This window comes from Rhodococcus sp. AQ5-07 (assembly GCF_009707305.1).
GTDB lineage: Bacteria > Actinomycetota > Actinomycetes > Mycobacteriales > Mycobacteriaceae > Rhodococcus_F > Rhodococcus_F erythropolis.
In genome coordinates, this window is the sequence record NZ_CP046099.1 from 5,839,555 (window position 1) to 5,863,404 (window position 23,850).

Here is a 23,850-nt window from a genome sequence, read left to right on the forward strand (position 1 = left end):
TGGCGACCTTATCAGGTCGTCCCGTCGGGGATGGACTACCTGTAATGAGTGAATCACCGAGAGACTCCAGCGCCGAACCCGCCGTGGTCGACATCGTCGGCGTCGGGTTCGGTCCGGCCAACCTCGCGTTGGCCATCGCTGTCGAAGAACACAATGCAAATTGTGCAGCCGTTGATCGGGTGAATGCGCGGTTCTTCGAAAAGCAGTCTCAATTCGCGTGGCATCCCGGGATGCTGCTCGACGGTGCCACGATGCAGATCGCGTTTCCGAAGGACCTGGTGACGTTCCGTAACCCACAGAGCGGATACAGCTTCTTCTCGTATCTGTTCGAGCAGGGGCGGCTGGTCGACTTCGTCAACCACCAGACCTTCTTTCCCACGCGTCACGAGTTCAACGACTACCTGTGCTGGGCAGCTCGACGAGTCGACGCGGATGTGCAGTTCGGTACAACCGTCGACGGGGTCGAGGGCATCAAGAACTCCGACGGCGTTGTCGATCGCTTTGCGGTTCGCACAGCCGACGGTGAAACGGTGATCGCCCGCAACATCGTCGTCGGCGCCGGATTGAAAGAGCGGATCCCGGAGTGGGCAACGCCGTCGTCCCGGTGCTTCCACAACCACCAGTTCCTCTTCCACCTCGAAGCAATGCCTGAGCCCGTGCACAACCGGTTCGTTGTTCTCGGTGCCGGTCAGAGTGCCGCGGAGATCGTCGACTACCTGCACGCGAACTACCCGAACGCCGAAGTCCACAGTGTTTTTGCCCGCTACGGCTACAGCCCGGCAGACGACAGCCCGTACGCAAATCGCATCTTCGATCCCGAAGCCGTCGATCAGCTGCACGGCGCCGACGCCGCGGAACGACGTCGACTTCTCGATCTGCACCGCAGTACCAATTACTCGGTCGTCGACATCGAACTGATCAACAAGCTCTATGCCACCGAGTATCAGGAGATGGTTCGCGGGCCGCGGCGACTGTTCATGCGTCGGGCCTCGGAGATCACGAGTGCCGTGGAGACCGAATCCGGCATCGAACTGGCCGTCCGCAGCAACCTCGACGGCTTGACCGACACGCTGTCGTGCGACGCACTCATTCTGGCCACGGGTTTCACCCCGGCGCCGCTGGACAATTTGTTGGGTGAACTCGTGCCGGATTCGTCCGTTCCGCGTAACGTCAGTCGGGATTATCGACTGGCTGTAACGGAGGACGTGACAGGCGGTATCTATCTGCAGGGTGGGACAGAACAGACTCACGGATTGACGTCGTCGCTGCTGTCGAACGTGGCAGTGCGGGCGGGGGAGATTCTGGCGTCGGTTCTGAGCCACCAGAACCGAACTGGTGCGCTTGCTAGTCTGGGCGCACAAGACACGTACGTAACAAGTGAGGCGAGATGAGCACTAATCCTTTCGATGACGAAGACGGCCGCTTCTACGTGCTGGTGAACGACGAGGACCAGCACTCGCTGTGGCCCACGTTTTCCGAGGTCCCCGCTGGCTGGCGCGTGGTGTTCGGTGAAGACAGCCGCAAGGCGTGCCTCGAATACGTCGAGGCGAACTGGACCGACATGCGTCCGAAGAGCCTGCGCGAGGCAATGGAAGCTGATCAGGCTGCCGGCGGAAAGCACGCAGTCGAGAGCTGATTCTCTCAATGCTCGGAAACCCCCGAGTGAACCGAAAGAGCTGGGCACCGTCAGGTGCCCAGCTCTTTCTGCTTGAAACTCTCTTACTTCTCGGTGACGGGAACGCGGCGTTTGCGCTTGCGGACCATCGGTCGGCGTAGCGAGTCCACGCGCATCAGGATTCGTGGACGACGCAGAGTTCGCGCTCCCCATTCGCCGAGCGTCACGCCAGCGGCCAGAGCGCAGCCGATGCCGAATGCCGACAGCAAGGCAGTCAGACCGATCAGTACCTGGTCGTTGAGCAGCGCGTACAGGCCTCGGTACAGCGACAGACCGGGGAGCAGGGGAGTGATGCCTGCGACCGCGACGACCAGTGGAGGCGTCAGGGCGCGGCGAGCCATCAGACCACCGGCAAGACCGACGACGGTCGCCGCGATCGCTGCGGCGATCACGGGGCCGACGTCGAGTGTTTGCACGAAGATCGACACACCGCTGCCGGCCGCGCCGCCCAGGAATGCCGCGGTGAGTGCACGCCGCTCGGCGTAGCAGGCAAGAGCGTAGAAGACCGACGCACACGCGCCGGAGAGCATGAGGATCGGCAACTGCGTGATGGTCGATACTTCCACGTTGATCGGTGGAAGCGTCGAACCCAGCATCCCGGTCATTCGCAACGAGATCGCGACGCCCGCGATGATGCCGCCCGTCATCATCACCACTTCGAAGAATCGCGCGACGGCCGTGATGGGCGCACCCATGATCGCGTCCTGGACCGAGCCCACCAGCGACAGCCCCGACAGCAAGACGACCACGCCGGCCGCGATCACCAGCGACGGCCGGATACTGATCCCCAGCTGATCCTGAAAGGTATAGAGCGTCGCGGCGGGCGCAGCCGCGATGAGACCACCGACAACCTGCTGGAAGAAGAACGGTAATCCGAACCGGTTCAGTACGCGGTTGACCCGATCGATCACCATCGTCGTCAGAAACGCGACTGTGGCAACGAGGAACCCGCCGCCGAGCAGTACGGAGACCGAAGCCGCCATCGCTGCCCAGGCCATGGTCGCGGTCCATCGGTTGTACGGGTGCGGCGCCGTCGTGATGGCTGTGAGCGCGTCGTGTGCTTGGTCCGGTGTGATCGCCTCACGGCGGATACGACGCGTCAGACGGTCGACAGCCGCCAGTCGCGTGAAGTCCATCGAGCGGTAGTGGACGATGCGCATCGTGCTCGCCGGCGGTCGCGTCGGGCCGCGATAGGCAGAGAGCACAATCGAGTTGTAAGTGACGTCGACGTCACACTGAGCAAGGCCGTAGGTGGCGGCGATGAACTGCACCTGCTCCGCCGTGTCCATGGCTGCGGTCCCGGAGGCGAGGAGGACTTCGCCGACCCGAACCGCCAGGTCCAGAACTTCTGCGACGACGGCGTCGTCGGTGAGGTCGATCGGTTGTAGCGGCGCGGGAGCCGACGTGACCGTGTCGACGGTGGCTTGGCGGTTTCCCGTCAGGCGTGTGAGTGCTTCGGTGAATTTCGCCATCAGGGGGCGGAGTGGGAGTTGCGCATGGGGCCCACGCTATCTAACGTGACCCGGGCGCGGCCACCGTGACGGCTTGGATATGATGGCTCCGCAAAGTCAGTCGCGGCAACGCGTCGGTCTTCGCCTCCTTAGCTCAGTGGTAGAGCACTCGCCTTGTAAGCGAAAGGTCGTCGGTTCAATCCCGACAGGAGGCTCCGAAAGTAGAGGCACTCACCAAGATTCTGGTGGGTGCCTCTGTGTTTGCCGAAGCGCTGTGGTTGCCGAAGCACTGTGTTTGCGGAGATGCTGTGTTTGCCGGGTTCAGTTGGTCTCAGGCTTGTTCGTGGCCTGGCGCGGATCGATCGCGCCGTCGATGTACTGCTGGGCGATCACTCGCAGTTTGACGTTGCTGCGCTGTGAGTCCTGGATGAGGATGCGGAAGGCGCGGTCGGCGTCGACGCGGTGGGTGCCCATGATGATGCCCTTGGCCTGTTCGATGACGCCTCTCGATTCGAGTGCACGCTCGAGGTCCATCGCGTGCTTTCTGGCGATGTCGAGGCGCTGCGAGCTGTGCAGTGCGTAGGACGAGGTGACGGCGAACAGTTGGAGCAATGCCACGTCGGCGCCGGTGAAGCCTCGGAGGTCATGGCTGTAGAGATTGAGGGTTCCCAGTGGGCGATCTCTACCGGGCAATGGCATCGACAGAAAGCTGACGGCGCCGACTGCTTTTGCCGCGCTTGCGAATTGAGGCCACCGGCTGTGGGCTTCGCTGGCATGCGCACGTACAACCGTGCCCGTGCGTGACGACGTCACACTCGGTCCGTAGTCCAGTCGGAATTGGATCGAGTCGACGGTGCGAACGAGTTGATGGGTGGCGGCTACGGTTCGGAATGTCGAATCCGAACCGCCGATGGTAATTCCGGCCATGTCGGCGTCGGCGATGAGATCGACGGCGTGTTTGCAGACCTGTTCGAGAAATTGCTCGGCCTGGGCATGTGGATCGAGGTGCGCGTACAGCGATTGCAGGGCGTCCGAGGCGGCGTCCAGGCTGTCCTGCGACGCAGAATTTCGGCCCCCGGTAGGGCCGCGGTGTTCTCTGGCAATGCGCGGCGCCGTCATTGTCTCAACCACCCTTCCCCATCACGTCGCAGGCATGTCCGATTCGTCTTATTGTTGCACCGGACTAACTGTTGTGCACTCTGTTTGGGTGGACAAGTGTCTGGTGGGGCAGACGGTTATGCGGGTGGGATACGTATGCCTAATCGTGATGTTTGGTTCAGTCATTTGCGGGTAGTGCGCCGAGTATGGAATTGCGTTGTCCTGCAACAGTTAACGCGGAAACTGCGACCGCGGTACAAGTTTTCTCCGCAATGGCGCGCAGGTCGCGAACTTGGCCTATTGTCAGCGCCAGCGCACAATCTTGTACGCGTAACCCGCAGACAGTGAAGGGGATACGACGATGAACGGACTGATCGCGGCTCTGAACAGTGGAATGACCGTTGGCTTGGCCAACACGATTCTGACTTTCGGCGGAATCATCATCAATCTCAACATCGTGATCAACAACTGACCGCGTAATCGGCGAGTAACCGTTTGTTATGCCGATTCGATCGGAAGGTCCGGCCCTGGGCGCTCGCCCTTGCTCTTGAGCCAGCGATTGGGAAGCTTGCCGGCCAGTTCTCCGAGTGGACCGACTGCAGCACTGAGGATTCCGACTGTTTCCTGCAGTACCTCGATGCTGGCGCTCATTCTCTCGAGGTTGGGGGCGAGCGAAGTCAAGGTATCGGACAGTGCAACGATCTGGTCAAGCGGGCCGCCTTCGGCGATGAGCCGTTCGAAGGCGCCGTTCTCCGCCAAGAGCGTTTCGAGGATGCCGTTCTCGGCCAGTGCGCGATCGATGACACCGTCCTTGGCAGTCAGGCGTTCGACGGCACCGTCCTGTGCGGTCAGGCGTTCCAGCGGACCGTCCTCCGCCATCATTCGGTCGAGGAGACCGTCCGGAGCGAGCAACCGTTCCAAGGCGCCGTTCTCGGCGAGCACCCGATCCAGCGGTCCGCCGGGAGCAAGAAGTCTTTCGAGTGGTCCGCCGGGAGCGAGAAGTCGTTCGAGAGTGCCGTCGGGTGCAGTCAGTTTGTCGACCGGGCCGCCGGGTGAGAGAAGGCGATCGAGCGGCCCACCGGGGGCCAAGGCTTGCCCGATGGGCCGATCGTCTGCAGTAAGCGATGACAACTGCTGGATCATCTGCATGGGTCCGCGAGGGCTGGCCAAGCCTGCTGCACCCGCCGTCACGGCACCGGTATTACCGACGGCGATACGAACTGTCGTGACCGTCAGCTCGGCGATACCCAAACTGATCTCTGCGGCTGCAATGCCCGCGCGTAGGGGAAGCGTGAGCATCTCCAGCAGTTTCATGCGTTAACTGTAACCGGTAACACACAAACACTCATCAGGATCGCCGGTCAGTGAAGGACCTTCAGACCGACCACACAACCGACGATGCCAAGGATCAGCAGAATCTTGACGACTGACGTGGACTCCGCGCCGGTGATCATCGCGTATCCGACGGTCAGGGCGGCGCCGATGCCGACCCAGACCGCGTACGCAGTTCCGATGGGAAGGGTGCGCATTGCATACGCGAGGCCGGCCATACTGACGATCAGGCCGAGGATGAAGACAACGGTGGGTGACATCTTGCTGAATCCGTCGGACTTACCCAGCGCGGTAGCCCAGACAGCTTCGAAAAGTCCGGAAATGACGAGCACGATCCATGCCATGGTGAACAACTCCCAAGGCACCGTCTTTTCGCTGGCCGGGTACGGTGCGCTCGTCCGGATGTCGTCGTTGACCACCCAACCATAGCAACAGAATTCTGCGTTCCGACCCGATCAGCTGGCGATTTAGGTCACCACAGCCGTTCGAACTCTCTTCAGATGGATGGTCGACATGGCCACCACAATCGTCGCCGTCGCAGCGAGAACAGTCAATGGAATCGGCGTGGTCACGGCGGCCGGACCGTGTTCCTCGAGCGGAGCGGTCGACCACCCGAATTCCTGCGAGACAGGGTCCAGGAAGGTCGCTGAAACCGAGAACAAGGTAAGAGTGAAGGGAAGTACCGACCCGCTCGCGACTGCTCCGACGGCAACAGGCATGCATGACGCGACGGCCAGTCCCAGCGCAAGCGGGAGGACGAAGACATAGGCGACCGTGGTCAGGGCGGCATCCAGCAATCCCGAGAGTGCGGTCACGGCAAGCAGTCCCAGCCCGAGTTGGGGCATTGGTCTTTTCCAGCCGACGGCGACGCCCAGCGCCAGCGCAGCACCCACCGTGGGCACCGCCCAAGTCCAGTCGGATGAAAAGGAAATCGAGCTGATCGAAACCGCGCCGATTGCGAGTCCGGCGAGTATGAAGCGGCCGTCGTGTTGCGGCAAACGCCAAGCCAGTGCGACGGTAATGGCAACTGCGATCACCACCGCCGTCACCCAGGACCCATGCGATGTCGACGTCGAGCCCAACCACGCATACAGGGCCGTGAATGCCAGGGGCAGAACAACTCCCAAAGTCGCCAGGCGTGTGTCGACGTCGTCCGTCTCTTGACCTGATCGTGCGACCGAGGCGACTCCGGCTACCAGAAGGGTTGCAGCGAGCAGTATCCAGACGGGAACCGTGGACGGCACGGGGTAGGTATCGCCCGGAAGTGTGAGCGACCACCTTGCGACGCGATCGCGCCACAAGTCTGCGGCGCCGAAGTACAGGGTCGTCGCGGTCACCCCGAGTGCGAGAGCAATTTGTGCTGCGCGGTGACTCTTCGTCGGATATGCCGCCGCCGCGAGGAAAGTGCCGGCTCCCATTGCGTTCAGGGTCACCGATATCGAGGCGGAGACAGGGACGAATGCTGGTAGCGCGATGACGAGGGCGCCAACGGCAGCGAAGACACTCGCGAGTCCGCCACGTCCCCAGCGATGTAGTAGCGCAACACCGACCGCCGCAACCACAGCGGCAGTTGCTCCCGCCCACTGCGGCGTGATCACCACCGAGGTGAGGCCGTCGTCGGAGAACGAGAAGTCGTCAACTCGGGACTCGGCCACTGCGTACGCAGCCACCACACCGCCGACCAGCGCGGACGCCACCGAACCGTAGAGCTGAGCGATTTGAACTGGGCTACGTTGCTGCATAATTCGTCGAATTTTTGCACAACTCGCCTATACGACTGATCGTCGCATCGCCGTGCGGATCCATCCACACTGGTTCCCCGTCTCGAAGTCGAGGAACAAGCAGATGGCGCCCTCGGCTCGGCCACTGAACGAAGTCGTAGCCGGCCAATTTGGTCTGAACGATATCGGCGACCCACACCGCAGCGTCCGCGAATGCAGTATCCATCGACAGTGCGTTGAAGTGGCTGAATCCGCCGATGTCACGTGCGCCTTGCCAGCCGATCGTGACGTTGTAGTCGCTGTTGATCGAAAATTCCCAGATCAGACGATCGACAACAACTTCAGGTCCGAATCGCAGGCAACGCAGATCTTGGGCAACAGCTGCGAGTGCTTGTGCCCAAGACTCCGGTGGCGCGAAGCCGGGATCCTCGCTGGTATCGGAGTTGTTGGTGAACAGAGGAATACGCCAGGTCAAGCATTCCATGTTCCACAGTCATTCCATGTTCCACAGTGGAGGTAGTGACATGCCGCATCCTTCCGGTTCGTGGGCCTGTACCCCAGCTTTTCACCTGCACTCAGCTTTTCGCCTGCACTCAGCTTTTCACCTGCACTCAGCCGTTCACAGGAAGCTCCCAGGGAACATACAGCGAGAATCCAGTGGCAGGGGAGAAGATGGTTCTCGTGACCGACAAGACCCCCGAAGCCCGCATCCTCGTCGTCGACGACGAACCCACCATCGTGGAGTTGCTCTCCGTGAGCCTCCGATTCCAGGGCTTCGAGGTGGCGACTGCTTCGAGCGGAGCCCAAGGCCTGGACGTCGCACGGACATTCCGTCCCGACGCGATTGTTCTCGACGTCATGATGCCCGGGATGGACGGCTTCGGTCTGCTTCGACGCCTCCGTGCCGACGGTGTGGACGCACCGGTCCTGTTTCTGACGGCGAAGGATTCGCTCGACGACAAGATCAGCGGCCTGACCCTCGGCGCGGACGACTACGTGACCAAGCCGTTCAGCCTCGAAGAGGTCGTGACGAGGTTGCGGGTCATCCTGCGCCGCGCCGGCCGCGGGGTCGCACCGGAGCAGTCGCCGCGGGTGAAGTTCGCCGACATCGAACTCGACGACGACACCCGCGAGGTCTGGAAGAAGGGCGAGTTGGTTGCACTCTCACCCACCGAGTTCACACTGCTCCGATACTTCATGGTCAATGCCGGGACGGTTCTCAGTAAGCCTCGAATTCTCGACCACGTCTGGAACTACGACTTCGGCGGGGAGGTCGGAGTTGTCGAGTCCTACGTGTCCTACCTGCGGCGCAAGGTGGATACGGGGGAGACACCGCTGATTCACACCTTGCGTGGGGTCGGCTACGTGATGCGTGAACCGCGGCAATGATCGCCGCCGCGGAAAACGATCAGCTTCCGAAGCGGGGTCGTTTCCGTCTCCATTCACTGCCGCTGCGTTTCACCCTGGTTGCGGCCTTGCTGGTGTTGGCGGCGCTGGGTCTGTTGGCGTCTGGCGTCGCGGTCACTTCTGCTCTCGAGAATTCACTGACCCAGCGAACCGACAAAACGCTGTACGAGGCGGTCGACGGCTGGGCAAAGCCGCACACCAGAGATTTGCAGCCACCCAGCGATGTCGGTCCGCAAACTCGTCCGCCCAGTCCCTTCTTCGTTCGGACGGTGACCCCGGACGGGAAGGTGTTCACTCTCAACGACAAGTCGACGACAACCGAACCCGACCTGTCGAAAGATTCCACCAGCGGCCCGATCACCGTCGGATCGAGCGACGGTTCGGACGTGAACTGGCGAGTTCTCACGACGGTCCGCGACGGCACGACCACGACTATCGGTGTGCGACTGACGGATATCGAACAGACCGTCGACGACTTGGTCGGCCTGCAACTCGGCATCGGCCTGGTTGTCCTGCTGATCTTGGGCGGCGGAGCGTATTTCGTGGTTCGTCGGAGCCTTCGTCCGCTGGTCGAGGTTGAGGAAACTGCCGCTGCCATTGCCGCCGGCGACCTTCATCGACGAGTCCCGGAGCGTGACGACCGCACCGAGGTCGGCCGACTGTCGGTGGCGCTCAACGGAATGCTCGCGCAGATTCAACACGCATTTGCCGCGACCGAAGCTTCGGAGGAATCAGCACGGCGATCCGAGGAGAAGATGCGTAGGTTTGTCGGCGACGCGAGCCACGAGTTGCGCACACCCTTGACGACTATTCGTGGGTTCGCCGAGTTGTATCGCCAAGGCGCCATGACGGATACGGAAACGCTGATGAACCGGATCGAGGGCGAGGCGTCGAGGATGGGACTTCTGGTCGAGGATCTGCTCATGCTGGCAAGACTCGACGAACAGCGTCCACTCGAGAACAAGCCGGTGGATCTGCTTGCAGTTGCGGCGGATTCGGTACAGGCGGCACGAGCGATCGCACCGGATCGAACTGTCGAACTTCAGATGACCGGCGGCCCGGGCCTGCCCGAAGTGCAGGGTGACGAGGCCAGGCTGCGTCAGGTAGTTGCCAATCTGGTGGGCAACGCGATCAAACACACTCCGCCGGATGCGCAGGTCACCGTTCGTGTCGGTACGACCGAGAACTCCGCGGTGGTCGAGGTTTCGGATACCGGTCAGGGTTTGAGTGACGAGGATGCCGCGCGGATCTTCGAGCGTTTCTACCGCGCCGACACCTCTCGCACCCGTGAGACCGGGGGCGCCGGTCTCGGCCTGTCCATCGTTTCGGCTTTGGTTGCAGCGCACGACGGAACCGTCAGCGTCGAGACCTCCCTCGGGCAGGGGACGACGTTCCGCGTCGAATTGCCGCGTGACCCGAAGGACGACTGACGCCGGATTACCGCAACCGGCCCCTCAGAAGTAGGTGTGCACCGTGCCGACGACGCGGTAATCCGAATCGACCTCGGGAATCAGTGACCACTTGTCGAACGTGGTGCAGGGATGCGAGATTCCGCAACCGAGCAGATCGCCGACCTTCACGTCGAAGTCAGCCGGAACGTCGACGTACGCGTGCTGGTCGTTGAGCGCGGTGATGGTCAGTTCTCGCGCTGGTCGGTTGGATCCGTCGCGTCGGCGCCACAGGACTATGGGAAAGCCTGCGTCGGAACCGACATCGCGGCGGCCGAAGCCCAGGATCACCCGTCCGGGTTCAGGTATTGAGAGCACTACGCCCCAGACCTCTGCGGCTCCCTGCAGAGTTCGCGGACCGTCAGCCCACGGCGAAGTCTGGGCATAGAGACCGTGATCGTGAGTGATGTAGCAACCGCTGCGCAGCACGACGCGTACACCGTTGTCGAGTGCCCACCGGCCGGCCAGCTCGCGTACAACCAGATCGTGAAACGCACTGCCGCCGAAAGTGACCAGTGGCCGGGGAGCCTTCGCGGAGTTGTTCTCGAACAGGTTCTCGGCAACACAGATTTCCGTGAAAACCCGCGCGGATTTGAGATACGAATCGACGGAGATACGGCGGGCTGCTACCGAGGCTCCGGGCATCATGCCCTCGAACCCCTCGACTCCGGTGAGAATCAACGAAGGTGCCTGCGATGCTGCGCGTGCGACGTCGAGTGCTTGCTCGACAGTGCGAGCGCCCGCGCGTCCGCTGTCGTAGCCGAGTTCGACGAGAACCCGGATACGGCTGGCCGGTGAGACTTTCGCGATCAACTGTTCCATCAGGCGGACGCTCTCGACCGAGTCCACGAGGGTGGTGACGAAGAAATCGGGGTCGGTGGCCTGTGCGTCGCAGATCCACCGAATGCCGGCGGGATCGAGAACCTGGCTGGCGATGATGATGGTGTCCACACCGAACTCACGCAGAATGCGTGCCTGCGCAACGGTTGCCGCCGTCATCGCCCAAGCCCCGGCGTCGAGTTGCCGACGAACCAGTTCGGGGCTCATCGTGGTCTTCGCGTGGGGCGCCAGATCCACATCGTGATCGGAGCAGAACTGCGCCATGAGGTCGACATTGTGCGCGATCGCTGCACGATCGAGTGTCATCACGGGTAGCAGGAGGTTGCCGTCGAGCGCAGAGATCCCCAGTGGCTCCAGGTCGGAGCCGTCGCGACCTTCGAGGTCGGTGCCGAATGCCTTGTGCTGCCAACCGATCGGGGGGTTCGCGAAATCCGTCATGGCATCGATTGTGCCGTTGATTGCAGACGATGTGTTCATGTGTGGTGACTTTCTGTCAGAACTATGCAGGTCAGAACGAGATCCGGCTATGAGCGGCGTACCGGGCGACCGGGCAACGCGTCCTGGACCACGGCACCGCCTTCGACGACGGGTACGCCGCCGACCAGCACGCGGCTGATTCCGGTGGAGGGACGGGTGCCGTCGATGTAGGTGGCGTTGTCGGTGATTCGCTCGGGGTCGAAAACGAGGATGTCCGCGTCGCTACCGGGGCTGATCCGACCTTTCGTCGCCATCGAGGGAACCGACTCCTCCAGAATCTGCGCGGGGATCAACGAGCAGCGCGCGATGATCTCCGACAGCGACAGCAGTTGACGCTCGCGGTACAGCGTACGAATCGCACGTGCATAGGTGCCGGCGCCGCGGGGATGGCCGAGCGCCTTCTCCGGCAATGGCCACTGCAACGCATCGGCAGCGGTACGGCCTGGCCAGGTCAGTGGCATCGCGTCGCTCGCGATGGCGGCGCGGTCGAAAGTCATCGCTCGTTCGAGGAATTCGCGCTGCACGATGTCGTTCTCGTCGAGGAACTCCACCAACACCAGTCCGCCGGGGTCGGTTGCCCGAAGATGTTCCAGCTGCTTGCGGTCCGCGATACGTTCACCGGTGGGCACGAAAGTCAGCGATCGTGGTGTCAGATTCATCAGATGCAGCTTGTCTGGATCGAGAAACGCAGCTCCGACGGCCGTCGAGCCTGACCCGTACGGATACGCCTCTGTCGTGACGCGAGATCCGGCTGCCTGGACCTGAGCCACCACGGACAGTGCATGGTCGACGTGCATTCCTGAGGTGCTGTTGACGTGGCAGTAGTGCATGTGCGCGCCGGTTTCGGCTGCTGCACGGGCGATTTCGACGGCGCCGTCCACCGGGCTCGACGGATCGGCCGAGATGAGTGGGCGCGCATGGGTGTAGGTGGGAACACCGGCTCGGGCCGCGAGATCCGCCACCTGCAGGTACTCGGCCGGATCGGATTTCGGGGCGTACCCGACCACCACGCCGATGCCGAGAGCGCCTGCAGCCAGATCGTTTTCGAGGAGTTCGAGAATGTGTGCACGCTGGGAGGCGGTGGGTTCGCCCTGCCAGCTCGGGGAACCGACATGGTGCAGGAGAGTCCTGATGTCGCCATCGGGATCGGCGCCCGAGAGTTCGATCATGCGGGCGTGCGCCCACGACGTCGCGTAGCCGTAGTTGATCGGGCGCCCCTCGGCACCGGCACGCGCATATGCCTTCGCAACAGGAATGACGCCTGCCTCCAGTTCGAGGGCCGTCGTCACTCCGTCCAACGCTTGAAGTCGCTGCTCGGCGATTTCCTGTCCGTGGCTGTGCAGGTCGATGAATCCGGGGCAGATCACCTGACCGGTCACGTCGATCGTCTGCCGAGCCTCGATCGCGTCGTGACCCCACGCCGAGACCTTGCCGTCGGTGATCGCGATGCCCCGAACCTCGTCGGTCCCCGATGCGGGATCGACGACGCGGCCGCCGGTGAACACGATGTCGTGGACCTGCATCAGCGCTGCACTCCTGTCGTTGGTCGAACCGCCTGGCCCGGCGAATGTCCCGATGGTTTCACGGCTCGGGTATCGGATTCTGGTGTGAACGTCCCAAATGGAGGCCGACTCACCGTTCGACCGGACAAGAAACGAATGCAGTCGAGTGTGAAGGTGAAAGCGAAGTTATCAATTCAGCCGATTGAGATCGATGGAGGACAGGAATGCACGTCTATATTTCGGTGGACATGGAGGGTATCGCGGGTATCGCGACGCTCGATCAGACGATCCGCGGCGGTGGCGGCTACCACCGTGCGCAGATGCTCATGACTGCCGAGACCAATGCTGCGATCGCCGGTGCGTTCGACGCCGGTGCGACGAGCGTCCTGGTCAACGACAGCCACGGAACGATGGACAACCTGCTTCACGCCGATCTGGATCCACGGGCGCGCCTGATCTTCGGATCACCCAAGATGCAGTGCATGGCCGAAGGAATGACGTCGGATCACGACGTCGCCCTGTTTGTCGGCTATCACGCACCAGCTGGTGGACCCGGCGTCTTGGCGCACACGTTCTCGAGTTTGTTCGCCGACGTCCGCCTCGACGGCAAGTCCGTCTCCGAGACCGACGTCAACACCCTCTACGCTGCCACCCAGGGCGTTCCCGTCGGTCTCGTGACGGGTGACGACATCATCTGTGGCTTGGTGGACGCGGCCTCGCCGACAACCGAGACCGTCGAGGTCAAGAAGGCACACGGATGGTCGGCAACCAATTCGCTGCCGCCGTCGCTGGCGTGCGAGCAGATCCGAGCAGGCGCCGAGCGCGCAGTGCGCAAGGCCGACACACTGAAGCCGGTCGAGCTGCGTGACGAATGGACCCTCGAGATCGTTCACCCCACCACTACGGGAGCTGAACTCGCCGAGGCTGTTCCCGGCTCACGACGGATTTCGGATCGTACGATTTCGCACACACTCGGCAGCGTCGACGACATTCTCGGCCTGATCACTGTCAATGCTCGGCTTGCAGCCGCAGGCGTCTCGACGATCGTGGCAGTCGCCAATCGCACGTGATGAAGTAGCGACTCCATCGCGAAATGCCGCCGACGCCGTGTGCGTCGGCGGCATTTGTCATCTACTGGGGCAGAACATGTTCCGACCGACCAAACGTTGCTTCAGGTATTGGTGAAACGGACCAATGCGGTAGACGTGTTCGCTGTCACACTTCATCAGTCTTTTCAATGTTCTAGTCCATGCGGCACAAGACAATTCGGGAGGCTTGATGAAGGCGGAACGCGTCACGGTGGAAGAATCATCGCGGGGGACCGGCGGTTCGGTTCGAAACATGGTGGACAACAAGTCGATTCGTCGCACGACCACCGTTACGGTGGGGCTGCTCAGTACTATCTGGTTGATCGACATGGTGGATCGCGTCATGATCGGGCTTGCGCTTCCGATGATCGGCGACGAATTCTCGCTCAGCAGTACGCAGTTGGGTGGTGTAGTTTCGGTCTTCGCGATCTTCTACATGCTCGGGCAGGTCCCCGGCGGAATGTTGGCCGACCGCTTCGGACCCAGGCCACTGTTGATCGTTGCTTTGATCCTGTGGTCGGTGTTCACCGCGTTGACAGGGTTCGCGTGGGGTCTCATCTCGCTGATGGTCATGCGTGCGATGTTCGGTATCAGCCAGGGGCTCTTTCCGGCGGCGTCGTTCAAGGCTTTGGCTGAGCGGACGCGTCCGAAAACCAGAGCGACCGCGATGGGTTTCATGCTCGGCGCCAACAACCTCGGCCCCGGCGTCGCACCGCTGATCATCGCGCCGGTCCTCATGGCCGTGGGGTGGCGTGACGCGTTCTGGCTGGTGGCGATCGTCGGCGCTGTGATCGGCACGGTGGTGTGGTTGGTGCTGCCGGCACCGTTGGACACGGACATCTCGGAAGATCCTGAGGCTGCGCTGCAACCTCTGGCGAGCGAGCACTCTCGCGCCGCGGTGTTCAAGTCCGCGTCGGTGTGGAAGTTCGCAATTCTGTTCTGCCTGGCCAACATGTCCGCGTACGGTCTGATGACCTGGGTGCCGAGTTATCTGCTCAACGACAAGGGACTCTCGCTGATCGACACGGGAATCTTTGCCGCGATCCCTTTCATCGTCACGGCGCTGGCAACGATTGTGGGCGGGCGGTTGGTGGACAAGTACTTCCACGACCGGGCTCGGATTCTTCTGGTTCCGTGTATGGCCACGTCGGCAGTCCTGTTGTTCCTGATGACCACCGCTGACACCGTCGCGATGTTCACGTTCTACGAGACGTTGGCTCTAGGCATCAGCGGTCTGTGTTCGATGTCGATCTTCGCGATGCCGTTGCGGGCACTTCCTTCCGAATTCCTCGGTTCCGGAATGGGTTTGATCAACGGTTGTGGTCAGTTCGCCGGTTTCATCACCCCGCTCGTGATGGGATGGATGGTGGACCAGTTCTCGTACATGGCTGCATTCGGAGTCCTGGTCGGAGCGACGAGCGCTGCCGCATTGGTGGCCATGATCGTTCCGCAGACCCCGGCGAAATTCTGAGAAGGAGACTGAAGATGTCGGCAACGGACGGCACACGAAAGATCGAAGACGACGTCGTCACCGATTTTTCCGAGAAGATGAGTTACGGGGCCTACCTCGGACTCGATACCCTCCTGGATTCGCAGCATCCGGTGAGCGAGCCGGAACACCACGACGAACTCTTGTTCATCATTCAGCACCAGACCAGCGAGTTGTGGCTCAAGCTGTTTCTCCACGAGATACGGGCGGCCAGAGCAGCGATCGCTGCCGACGACATTCGGGTCGCATTCAAGCGGATCGCACGCGTCAAACACATCCAGGCCACTCTGACCGAACAGTGGTCCGTGTTGGCGACACTGACGCCGGCGGAGTATGCGGAGTTCAGGGGCGTTCTCGGCAACTCGTCGGGGTTCCAGTCGTACCAGTACCGCGCCGTGGAATTCGTGCTCGGAAACAAGAACGCCGGCATGCTGAAGGTGTTCGAATCGGATCCGTCCGCCCATCGATTGTTGGAGACCCTGCTCGGAGAGCCGACGCTGTACGACGAGTTCTGGCGGTACCTGTCCAGGCAGGGTTACGACGTTCCGGCGTCGGCTCTCGAACGAGACGTCAGCGCGCCCTACGTGCGAAACGACGAGCTGATTCCGCTGGTCAAGGCAATCTACGAGAACGTCGAACAGCACTGGACGGCGTACGAGGCATTCGAGGAGTTGGTCGACCTCGAGGAGAGCTTTCAGCTGTGGCGGTTCCGGCATCTTCGGACCGTGCTGCGGGTGATCGGCATGAAGAAGGGGACCGGCGGTTCGAGTGGTGGTGCCGGGTTCCTGCAACGTGCGCTGGAGTTGAGCTTCTTCCCCGAGCTGTTTGCCGCCCGAACAGAGATCGGTACCTGACACACCTGCTTGATGACACACAGTTGCTTGTCACACCCAGCTGTTCGTGACACACGACGAATCCGAGCCCGAAGGACAGGAGTCTTGGACAAGATCCGACAGGGTCGCTTCGGCCAAGCTTGACTGCGAAGTTGCAAGTCGGTGACAGGAGAGCGTCGGAGTGGACAAGAAATCAATGGTGGCGGACCTGGCGGCGCTGGTAACCGTCGAGTCGCCCAGTTCCGACCTCGGCGCAGTCGATGCATGTGCGGACGTGGTGGCCGACATCGGCGAACGCCATCTCGGAAGCGCCCCCGAACGTATCCGTATCGACGGACGCCAGCACTTGCGTTGGTCGTTCGGCGCGGAGCCGAAGGTGATGCTCCTGGGCCATTTCGACACCGTCTGGCCGCTCGGAACGCTCGCGGAGTTGCCCTGGTCGGTCACCGACAACATCGCCACCGGACCCGGAGTCTTCGACATGAAGGCCGGCATCGTCCAGCTCTTCCATGCGCTCGCATCGCTTCCGTCGCTCGACGGGGTGGTCGTGCTCCTCAATTCCGACGAGGAAATCGGCTCCCCGACTTCGCGCGCACTGATCGAGGAGCAAGCCCGTCAGGTCGACGCTGTGCTGGTACTCGAGGCCGCCGCCGACGGCGCGGTGAAGACCGCGCGCAAGGGTATGTCGCTGTACTGCGTCGACATCGAGGGACGCGCTGCACACGCCGGACTGGAACCGGAGCGAGGTGTGAACGCCGTAGTTGAGCTCGCACATCAGATTCAGGCCGTGGTGGAGCTCGCGGACCCGGCGGCGGGAACGTCGGTGGTGCCGTCCGTGATCAGTGGCGGAACCACGACCAATACCGTTGCAGCGCAAGCGCAACTGTGGTGTGACGTTCGCATGTGGTCCGCGAAGGAACAGGAACGCATCGACCGTTCGATCCGTGCGCTGACACCGGCGCTGGCCGAAAGCCGAATCTCGGTGTCCGGAGGACCCAACCGCGGACCACTGGAATCAGTGTCTTCGGAGAAGCTGTACTTTCTCGCTCACCAGGTCAGCAGTGAGAGCGGGTTGGGAATGCTTCGCGACTGCGCAGTCGGCGGTGCGTCGGACGGAAATTTCACTGCCGCAGTCGGAACTCCCACGTTGGACGGCCTCGGTGCCGTCGGCGGTGGTGCCCACGCAGCGACAGAACACGTAGAGATAGATCAGATGATCCCGCGCGCCACCTTGTTGGCCGGTCTGGTGACTCGAATCCTGGAGGGAGGACTGTGACGATGACGTCGCCGAACAATGTCCAACGCAAGACCGTTCAACCATTCGGAGGTGTATCGCCTTCACGGATGCGGCAAGCAATCAGCCAGGCCGAGCAAGCCGCCCTGCTTGCATGTGTGACTATCGAAACCGTCACCGGGCATGCCGAGTTGGAACAGGTATTCGGTCTGTTCGAGAAGGTATGGCAGCCGGAGAGCGGTAACCCTCCCGTCCATCGGGACATGATGAAAGCGCTCGCGCACTCCGGTAACTACGTCGCCGGCGCTTTTCGTGGCGGAGATCTGATCGGCGGCTCGGTTGCATTCTTCGAGGAACCGCAACATCGTTCGTTGCATTCACACATCACGGGGATCCTGCCGAACGTGCAGAACGGGCACATCGGCCTCGCGTTGAAACTGTTCCAGCGAGCGTGGGCACTGGAACGAGGAATTCTCCACGTGCGGTGGACTTTCGACCCGCTCGTCGCTCGCAATGCCTACTTCAACGTCTCGAAACTCGGTGCGTTCCCGATCCAGTATCTGCCGCGTTTCTACGCGCCGATGAACGACAGTCTCAACGGCGGCGCAGACAGCGACCGATTGCTGATCGACTGGGAAATCGGTAGCAGCAAGGTTTCCGACGTCGTCGCCGGTTCGGGAGAGGTCCCGACTCCCGAGTCGTTGGGAGCGAGCGAACTGTTGTCGATCTCCGAAGCCGGCCTGCCCGTGTTGAAGTCGACCAAGAATCGTTTCGTCACGGTGGCTACACCGAATGACGTGTACACACTGCGTAAGTCGGACCCGGCGGCAGCGAACGACTGGCGCCTGGCAGTCCGCGAGACTCTCGGGGGTGTGCTCGCCGAGAACGGAGTGGTTCTCGCAGTCACCAGGACCGGAAAATATGTACTGGACCGTGCGCCGGGAACACAGGCAGGCAGGACAACAGCGGAGGTTACATCGTGAAGATCGACGGAGTTGAATTACGCCGGGCAGCAATGCCGTTGAAGGCGCCGTTCCGAACCTCGTTCGGCACGGAGACCACCAAGGACGTGTTGTTCGTCAAGGTGGTCACCTCGGAGTCGGCGGGCTGGGGCGAGTGCGTTGCGATGTCCGAGCCTCGCTACTGCTCCGAATACACGGACGGCGCCGCCGAAGTCCTTCGTAAGTTCCTGATTCCGTCTCTGGGCGAACTCACCGATCCCGACGTGCATGCCCTGAGCGCGGCGATGGAACAGTTCGCCGGACACCCCATGGCCAAAGCGGCACTGGAAACCGCATTTCTCGACGCCGAGTTACGGGCCGCCGGGACGAGCATGTCTTCGTACCTGGGTGCAGTAGTCGATCGCGTACCCGCGGGTGTTTCGGTGGGTATCAAGAATTCGATCGACGAACTGCTCGAAGAGGTAGGCGGGTTCCTCGAGGCCGGATACCTGCGCATCAAACTGAAGATCGAACCGGGCTGGGACATCGAGCCGGTTCGCGCAGTCCGCGAGAGGTTCGGCGACGACGTACTCCTCCAGGTCGACGCGAACACGGCGTACACCCTGGCTGACGCGCGCCATCTCCAGCGGCTCGACGACTTCGACCTCCTGCTGATCGAGCAGCCGCTTCCCGAAGAGGAACTGCGTGGCCACGCCAGGCTGGCCGAGATGATGCGGACGCCGGTCTGCCTCGACGAGTCGATCACCTCCGCGAAGGTCACCGCCGACGCTCTGGCAATCGGTGCGTGCAGCGTGGTGAACATCAAACCGGGACGTGTGGGCGGTTATCTGGAATCGCGTCGTATCCACGACGTCTGCAAGGCCAACGGAATTGCCGTGTGGTGCGGCGGAATGCTCGAGACCGGAATCGGCAGGGCTGCCAACGTCGCCCTTGCCGCGCTCCCCGGATTTGTCCTACCAGGCGATACGTCGGCTTCCGACCGGTACTTCGCCGAAGACATCACCGAGCCGTTCGTACTCGACAACGGTTACGTGAAGGTTCCGGAAGGGCCGGGCATCGGCGTCGAACCGATCCCTGACCTGCTCGAAGCAATCACCACGTCGGTCGAATGGATCGGCATGGATCGGCTTTGACGAATCACTATGACACACTTCGTTCACAGGACGAAGGAGTGATAGACGTGGGCACCGTACGACCTCGCATCAGTTTGGTGCGGCTTCTCGAAGACGTGGGAACTACGGTGCTGAACCCGGTTGTCGGCGACCCGGAGGCGGTCCAGGAGATCGCCTCGGTGGTCATTCACGACCCCGACGACGACTCACCCTCGACACCGGACTCCATGGTGCTGCTCGTCGGCATCACCGGAGGCGAACGTATCGCGGAGTCCGTGGCCGGCCTGGCCGAGCGCGGAGTACGCGTGGTGGTCGCGCGAGTGACCACCGAGGTCAGCGATGCCGACCGTGAATCCATCATCTCCTCCGGCGTTGTCGTATTGACCTTGGCGCGTGGAGTTTCGTGGGTTCAGCTCACAAGCCTGCTTCATTCGGTGCTCTCGGCACGGAACGAAGTCGGGCACATCCACTCGCGCGGAGGTGGACCGGCCGGCGATCTGTTCGCTTTCGCCAACGCCGTCAGCGCACTTCTGGATGCGCCGATCACGATCGAGGACCGAAGCTCACGGGTCATCGCCTTCTCCGGACGTCAGGAAGAAGGTGACGGTCCACGTATCGCGACCGTTCTGGAGCGCCAAGTTCCTGACCAGTACATTCGAGTGCTCGAAGAAGCGGGAGTCTTCGACCGGCTCTATCGCAGCGATGATCCGGTGTGGGTTTCGGCCGAGACCCTCGGTACGAAAATGGGTCGTATCGCCGTGTCCATCAGAGCCGGCGACGAGTTCCTCGGCTCCATGTGGGTGGCAACCGGTGAGCCGATGTCCGAGGACCGGATGCGTGCACTGCGCGATTCGGCCGGGTTGATTGCACTGCAGATGTTGCGGTTGCGCGGCGGCGCCGACGCCGAGCGTCGACTGCGCGCAGACCTGATCGCAACCCTTCTCGACGGTGGATCCGGTGCGGTCGACGCGATGAATCGCCTCGGCCTCGGGACCGGTCCCGCACTCGTGATGGCATTGGGCCGCAGGTCTTTCGAAGGATCGTCGAAGCCGGACGACGCAGCCCATGTGGTGCGGCTGACCGACGCTCTGGCCATGCACCTGGGCGCGGTCCATTCACAGTCGGCTGCTGCTCTGGTCAACGGAACCGGCTACGCGGTGCTGTCGGTGCGAGGGCATTCCCCGGCAGAAGCCGAGCTACAGGCGTTCCGTGTGGCCTCGGACTTCCTGGACCGAACCGGAGCGTCCGGCGACACGATCATCGGGATCGGCCGGGTCGTGACCAGACCGGCGCAGCTGAGCCGATCGAAGCGCGACGCCGAACATGCCCTCGAAGTGTTGTTGGCGGGACGAGCGTCGGGCAGCGTCGCCACCTTCAGTAGCGTCCACGTCGATGCCATCCTGTTGGAGATCGCGTCGGAAGCTGCAGCCGAAGGGTTCTCGGACCTCGGACCCATCGAGGCGATCGCCAGCCACGACGCAGCTCATGCGACCTCGTTCGTCGACACTCTCGATGCGTGGCTCAACGCCTTCGGTGACGTCGGTGACGCCGCGGCGTCATTGCACGTACACCCCAACACCTTTCGGTATCGTCTCAGCAAGTTGAAGGGTATGGCCGCGTTGGACCTGGACGATCCCAACGTCCGCTTCCGGTTGATGGTGCATCTTCGTCTGCGCGGTCCACGCTAGCTCGAAAGCCGAAAAATGCGGGTCGCACTGATTTCTCAGCGCGAGCCGCATTCTTTGTCAGTGGGTTCAGATCAGCTGTTGTTGCGAAGTGCTTCGACAGCGATGCGGCCGACGGTTCCGATGGAGGCGTCGATCTTCGGGGCGCGGTGGGTGAGTTCGTGGGACTTGGTAAAGACACCGACGGCGTAACGCTTGCCGTCCGGGTACGCCACGACGCCGGCTTCGTTTCGTACCAATCCCAGCGTTCCGGTCTTGGCGGCGACAGTGACCTCGTCGGGGAAACCGGACGAAAGGCGATGCGGCCAGACCTGCTTGCTCATGATGGTTCGGACTTCTTCACAGGCTGATGCGGGGCCGGCTTCGTCCCTCCAGATTGCAGCCAGCAACATTGTGATCTCACGAGGAGTGCTGGAGTTGGAACGGGCCGGATCCATGACGGAAATTGTCCGAAGAATTTCGATGGGCGGCATTTCCAGCAAGGTGCCCTTGTCGACACCGAGGTCGTCGTAGACCGATTTGAACAGACCACGGCAGTCACGGACCAAGTTGGTCTTCTCCAAACCGAGCCCGCGCAGCGTTGCGACGATGTTGTCGAGTCCGAGGCGTTCGTACAAGAAGTCCGTGGCGGCGTTGTCGCTGAAGCTCATCATGAGCAGAGCGAGATCTCGCCAGCTTGCGGTGACGTCGTCGGCGCAGCCGCCGATACCGATGCCGCCGGAGCGGAACTCGGCGGTCACCGTGGCGTGCTCGGTCGGATCAAGGGTGCCGGCCGCAACTTCACGGGCGTACTGGAGTACAACAGGAATCTTGAAAACGGAGGCGAGGATGACACCTTCGTCAGCGCCGTAGCCGAACTCTTCGCCGGAATCGATGTCGCGTGCGTGGACGAACGCATCGGTCTTCGCTTCGGCGAGTACAGCAGCGATCTCCTGCTGTGCGCTCTCAACGTACGTGGCGGTTTCGGTCATTCGAGAAGCCCTTTCGTCGGTATCCGTATATCTGGGTTATTCGTGGATCTGACGATAGTGAGTCGACGCCGGGGGGTCTTGTACGAATCGACGAAGGTTGGCGCACGGTTCGGTGCTGATACGCCGAATCAACCGATTGTCAGGGTGTTCCGGGGGCAGGGGTGTTCCGGGGGTCAGGACGCATAAGTTTCGAGGCGACGTCCGACCAGTTCGGCGACGTCGGTCCGACGCTTGTCCGAGACCACGCCTGCCAACAGGATGGTGAACAATTCGTCGATACGGTCGTTCAAATCGCTTCGTCTGGTGAGCACGTTCGAAACCAGTTGAACGCCGGTGAATGCCGAGATCGCCACGCGACCCACCGATTCCGGCTCCACGTCGTCGCGGATGTCGCCTTCGAGCTTCGCGGCCTCGGCCAGTTTTCGAAGCTCGCGGATCCACACGACGTACGGGCCTTGCGAACCGTCGGCAGAGGCCAATTCGAGGGTAAGTCGGACTCCCGCACGAACAATCGGGTCCGCGACGAGTTGGCGGCCCATCTCGTGGCACACCATGACGAGCTGCTCCAGTGCCGGTGCGCCCGTGGCTGCAACTGCGGTGAAGGCAGTGATCGACATCTGGTGCTGTTCTTCGATGACCGCCTGAGCCAATTCGTCTTTGGACGAGAAGTGGAAATAGACCGCGCCCTTGGTCATCTGCGCCGCGGACACGATGTCATTCATGCTCGTGCTGCCGTACCCCGTGACTTCGAACCGATCAGCAGCGCCTTGAAGAATCTGTCGGCGACTGATCTTGGCACGTTCCTGCATTGCTCCCTTGTCCTCCGACTGTTAACACGTGAACCAGTTTTAGGGCCCTAGGTCCCGGACCAGCGCCCCACGGTAGCAGCGAATCTCGTGCTCGCGCGACAGCGCGAAACGGACTGTTCGGTGTGCAATCGCAGGTCACGGTCGGTAGGAGTGACAAATGCGACCGCCGCAACCTCCGTTGGAGGCTGCGGCGGGGAGTCCAGTTATCGGCCAGCGAAATTCGGTCGAAGGTACGCGATCAACGAGTCGAGACAGTTGACTCGAAGCCGAGGTCGCGTAGCGCCGACTTGAGTTTGGTCTGCGCCTCGTCGAGAGATTCGGGTGACGGCGAAGTATCGGCGCCACTGATGTCGAAGTTCCCCATGTCGTATGCGGGGAAGACGTGAACGTGAAGATGCGGAACTTCCAGACCTGCGATGAGGAGACCCGCCCGAGGCGCGTCGAACGCCTTCCGCACAGCCTGACCCAGGGTGCGGGCAACCGCGGTGACTTTGGCAAAGAGTTCAGGATCCACGTCCTGCCACTGATCGACCTCGGCTCGCGGTACCACGAGTACGTGGCCCTGCGTTACCGGCGCGATGGTCAGGAACGCGACAACGTCGTCGTCCTCCCACACGAAACGTCCTGGTAGATCTCCGTTGATGATGGCGCTGAAGACTGAAGGCATACCCCGAGATTAGCCCGCGTCCGGTTGCCAGGAAACTCCCAGGCTGGAC

The 23,850-nt window shown here is 62.0% G+C and carries 22 protein-coding genes, 1 tRNA gene and 1 riboswitch; of the genes, 12 read left to right on the plus strand and 11 right to left on the minus strand.

What is annotated here, in order from left to right:
• Positions 1–44 precede the first annotated feature (44 nt).
• Together GJB56_RS27085 and GJB56_RS27090 are read left to right on the plus strand one after the other, a co-directional pair.
• The gene (locus GJB56_RS27085) at positions 45–1,391 is read left to right on the plus strand and encodes a lysine N(6)-hydroxylase/L-ornithine N(5)-oxygenase family protein (RefSeq protein WP_019747015.1); all 1,347 of its coding nucleotides are present in this window, start codon (positions 45–47) and stop codon (positions 1,389–1,391) included.
• Positions 1,388–1,636 carry an MbtH family protein gene (locus GJB56_RS27090; RefSeq protein WP_003945538.1) on the plus strand — a complete coding sequence of 83 codons (249 nt, stop codon included), beginning with the start codon at positions 1,388–1,390 and terminating at the stop codon, positions 1,634–1,636. The genes GJB56_RS27085 and GJB56_RS27090 overlap by 4 nt, the downstream gene beginning before the upstream one ends.
• Positions 1,637–1,719: 83 nt before the next feature.
• Here the strand turns inward: GJB56_RS27090 and GJB56_RS27095 are convergent, their stop codons facing one another.
• Complete coding sequence (locus GJB56_RS27095) at positions 1,720–3,147, minus strand: threonine/serine ThrE exporter family protein (RefSeq protein ID WP_019747016.1); 1,428 nt, start codon at positions 3,145–3,147, stop codon at positions 1,720–1,722.
• A gap of 122 nt (positions 3,148–3,269) precedes the next feature.
• Here GJB56_RS27095 and GJB56_RS27100 point away from each other — a divergent pair.
• Positions 3,270–3,341, plus strand: a tRNA-Thr gene (locus tag GJB56_RS27100).
• 106 nt (positions 3,342–3,447) lie between these two features.
• On the opposite strand, the gene GJB56_RS27105 is transcribed toward GJB56_RS27100, so the two are convergent.
• The 5 genes from GJB56_RS27105 to GJB56_RS27125 all read right to left on the minus strand — a co-directional run bounded on the left by GJB56_RS27105 (position 3,448) and on the right by GJB56_RS27125 (position 7,761).
• Entirely contained in the window at positions 3,448–4,245 is a 798-nt protein-coding gene (locus GJB56_RS27105) for a GAF and ANTAR domain-containing protein (protein WP_020968516.1), read from the minus strand.
• Between the two features lie 477 nt (positions 4,246–4,722).
• Complete coding sequence (locus tag GJB56_RS27110) at positions 4,723–5,538, minus strand: hypothetical protein (RefSeq protein WP_019747018.1); 816 nt, start codon at positions 5,536–5,538, stop codon at positions 4,723–4,725.
• A gap of 47 nt (positions 5,539–5,585) precedes the next feature.
• A complete protein-coding gene (locus GJB56_RS27115) occupies positions 5,586–5,900 on the minus strand; it encodes a DMT family transporter (RefSeq protein WP_020906330.1) in 315 nt (104 codons plus the stop codon).
• A 14-nt stretch (positions 5,901–5,914) separates the two neighbouring features.
• Positions 5,915–5,980: riboswitch (guanidine-III (ykkC-III) riboswitch) on the minus strand.
• A 43-nt stretch (positions 5,981–6,023) separates the two neighbouring features.
• A complete protein-coding gene (locus tag GJB56_RS27120) occupies positions 6,024–7,298 on the minus strand; it encodes a hypothetical protein (protein ID WP_113682160.1) in 1,275 nt (424 codons plus the stop codon).
• On the minus strand, positions 7,285–7,761 hold the full coding sequence (locus tag GJB56_RS27125; protein WP_133727661.1) for a hypothetical protein: 477 nt from the start codon (positions 7,759–7,761) through the stop codon (positions 7,285–7,287). The genes GJB56_RS27120 and GJB56_RS27125 overlap by 14 nt, the downstream gene beginning before the upstream one ends.
• 188 nt (positions 7,762–7,949) lie before the next feature.
• Here GJB56_RS27125 and GJB56_RS27130 point away from each other — a divergent pair, with 188 nt between their 5' ends.
• Positions 7,950–8,666 carry a response regulator transcription factor gene (locus GJB56_RS27130; RefSeq protein ID WP_007734368.1) on the plus strand — a complete coding sequence of 239 codons (717 nt, stop codon included), beginning with the start codon at positions 7,950–7,952 and terminating at the stop codon, positions 8,664–8,666.
• Positions 8,663–10,114, plus strand: a complete 1,452-nt coding sequence (locus GJB56_RS27135) for a sensor histidine kinase (protein ID WP_113682161.1) — start codon at positions 8,663–8,665, stop codon at positions 10,112–10,114. Before GJB56_RS27130 ends, GJB56_RS27135 begins: the two co-directional genes overlap by 4 nt.
• Positions 10,115–10,138: 24 nt before the next feature.
• Here the strand turns inward: GJB56_RS27135 and GJB56_RS27140 are convergent, their stop codons facing one another.
• Positions 10,139–11,449: an alanine racemase gene (locus tag GJB56_RS27140; protein WP_113682162.1), complete on the minus strand. Its 1,311-nt coding sequence runs from the start codon at positions 11,447–11,449 to the stop codon at positions 10,139–10,141.
• A 47-nt stretch (positions 11,450–11,496) separates the two neighbouring features.
• Positions 11,497–12,972, minus strand: a complete 1,476-nt coding sequence (locus GJB56_RS27145; protein WP_113682163.1) for an amidohydrolase family protein — start codon at positions 12,970–12,972, stop codon at positions 11,497–11,499.
• Between the two features lie 203 nt (positions 12,973–13,175).
• Here GJB56_RS27145 and GJB56_RS27150 point away from each other — a divergent pair, with 203 nt between their 5' ends.
• The 7 genes from GJB56_RS27150 to GJB56_RS27180 all read left to right on the plus strand — a co-directional run bounded on the left by GJB56_RS27150 (position 13,176) and on the right by GJB56_RS27180 (position 21,357).
• Positions 13,176–14,021: a M55 family metallopeptidase gene (locus GJB56_RS27150; RefSeq protein WP_019747026.1), complete on the plus strand. Its 846-nt coding sequence runs from the start codon at positions 13,176–13,178 to the stop codon at positions 14,019–14,021.
• A 208-nt stretch (positions 14,022–14,229) separates the two neighbouring features.
• A complete protein-coding gene (locus GJB56_RS27155; RefSeq protein ID WP_097387835.1) occupies positions 14,230–15,510 on the plus strand; it encodes an MFS transporter in 1,281 nt (426 codons plus the stop codon).
• A 14-nt stretch (positions 15,511–15,524) separates the two neighbouring features.
• Positions 15,525–16,382, plus strand: a complete 858-nt coding sequence (locus GJB56_RS27160; RefSeq protein WP_019747028.1) for a tryptophan 2,3-dioxygenase — start codon at positions 15,525–15,527, stop codon at positions 16,380–16,382.
• 160 nt (positions 16,383–16,542) lie between these two features.
• Positions 16,543–17,637 carry a M20 family metallopeptidase gene (locus GJB56_RS27165; RefSeq protein ID WP_113682164.1) on the plus strand — a complete coding sequence of 365 codons (1,095 nt, stop codon included), beginning with the start codon at positions 16,543–16,545 and terminating at the stop codon, positions 17,635–17,637.
• 2 nt (positions 17,638–17,639) lie between these two features.
• The gene (locus GJB56_RS27170) at positions 17,640–18,578 is read left to right on the plus strand and encodes a GNAT family N-acetyltransferase (RefSeq protein ID WP_003945514.1); all 939 of its coding nucleotides are present in this window, start codon (positions 17,640–17,642) and stop codon (positions 18,576–18,578) included.
• A complete protein-coding gene (gene menC / locus GJB56_RS27175) occupies positions 18,575–19,690 on the plus strand; it encodes an o-succinylbenzoate synthase (RefSeq protein ID WP_113682165.1) in 1,116 nt (371 codons plus the stop codon). Before GJB56_RS27170 ends, menC begins: the two co-directional genes overlap by 4 nt.
• A gap of 47 nt (positions 19,691–19,737) precedes the next feature.
• Entirely contained in the window at positions 19,738–21,357 is a 1,620-nt protein-coding gene (locus GJB56_RS27180; RefSeq protein WP_020968527.1) for a PucR family transcriptional regulator, read from the plus strand.
• Positions 21,358–21,428: 71 nt separating this feature from the next.
• Here the strand turns inward: GJB56_RS27180 and GJB56_RS27185 are convergent, their stop codons facing one another.
• From GJB56_RS27185 to GJB56_RS27195, 3 genes are all read right to left on the minus strand, one after another.
• Positions 21,429–22,325, minus strand: a complete 897-nt coding sequence (locus GJB56_RS27185) for a serine hydrolase (RefSeq protein WP_020906342.1) — start codon at positions 22,323–22,325, stop codon at positions 21,429–21,431.
• Between the two features lie 173 nt (positions 22,326–22,498).
• Positions 22,499–23,134, minus strand: a complete 636-nt coding sequence (locus GJB56_RS27190; RefSeq protein ID WP_019747034.1) for a ScbR family autoregulator-binding transcription factor — start codon at positions 23,132–23,134, stop codon at positions 22,499–22,501.
• Between the two features lie 238 nt (positions 23,135–23,372).
• A complete protein-coding gene (locus tag GJB56_RS27195) occupies positions 23,373–23,801 on the minus strand; it encodes an HIT family protein (RefSeq protein ID WP_021342963.1) in 429 nt (142 codons plus the stop codon).
• Positions 23,802–23,850 lie beyond the last annotated feature (49 nt).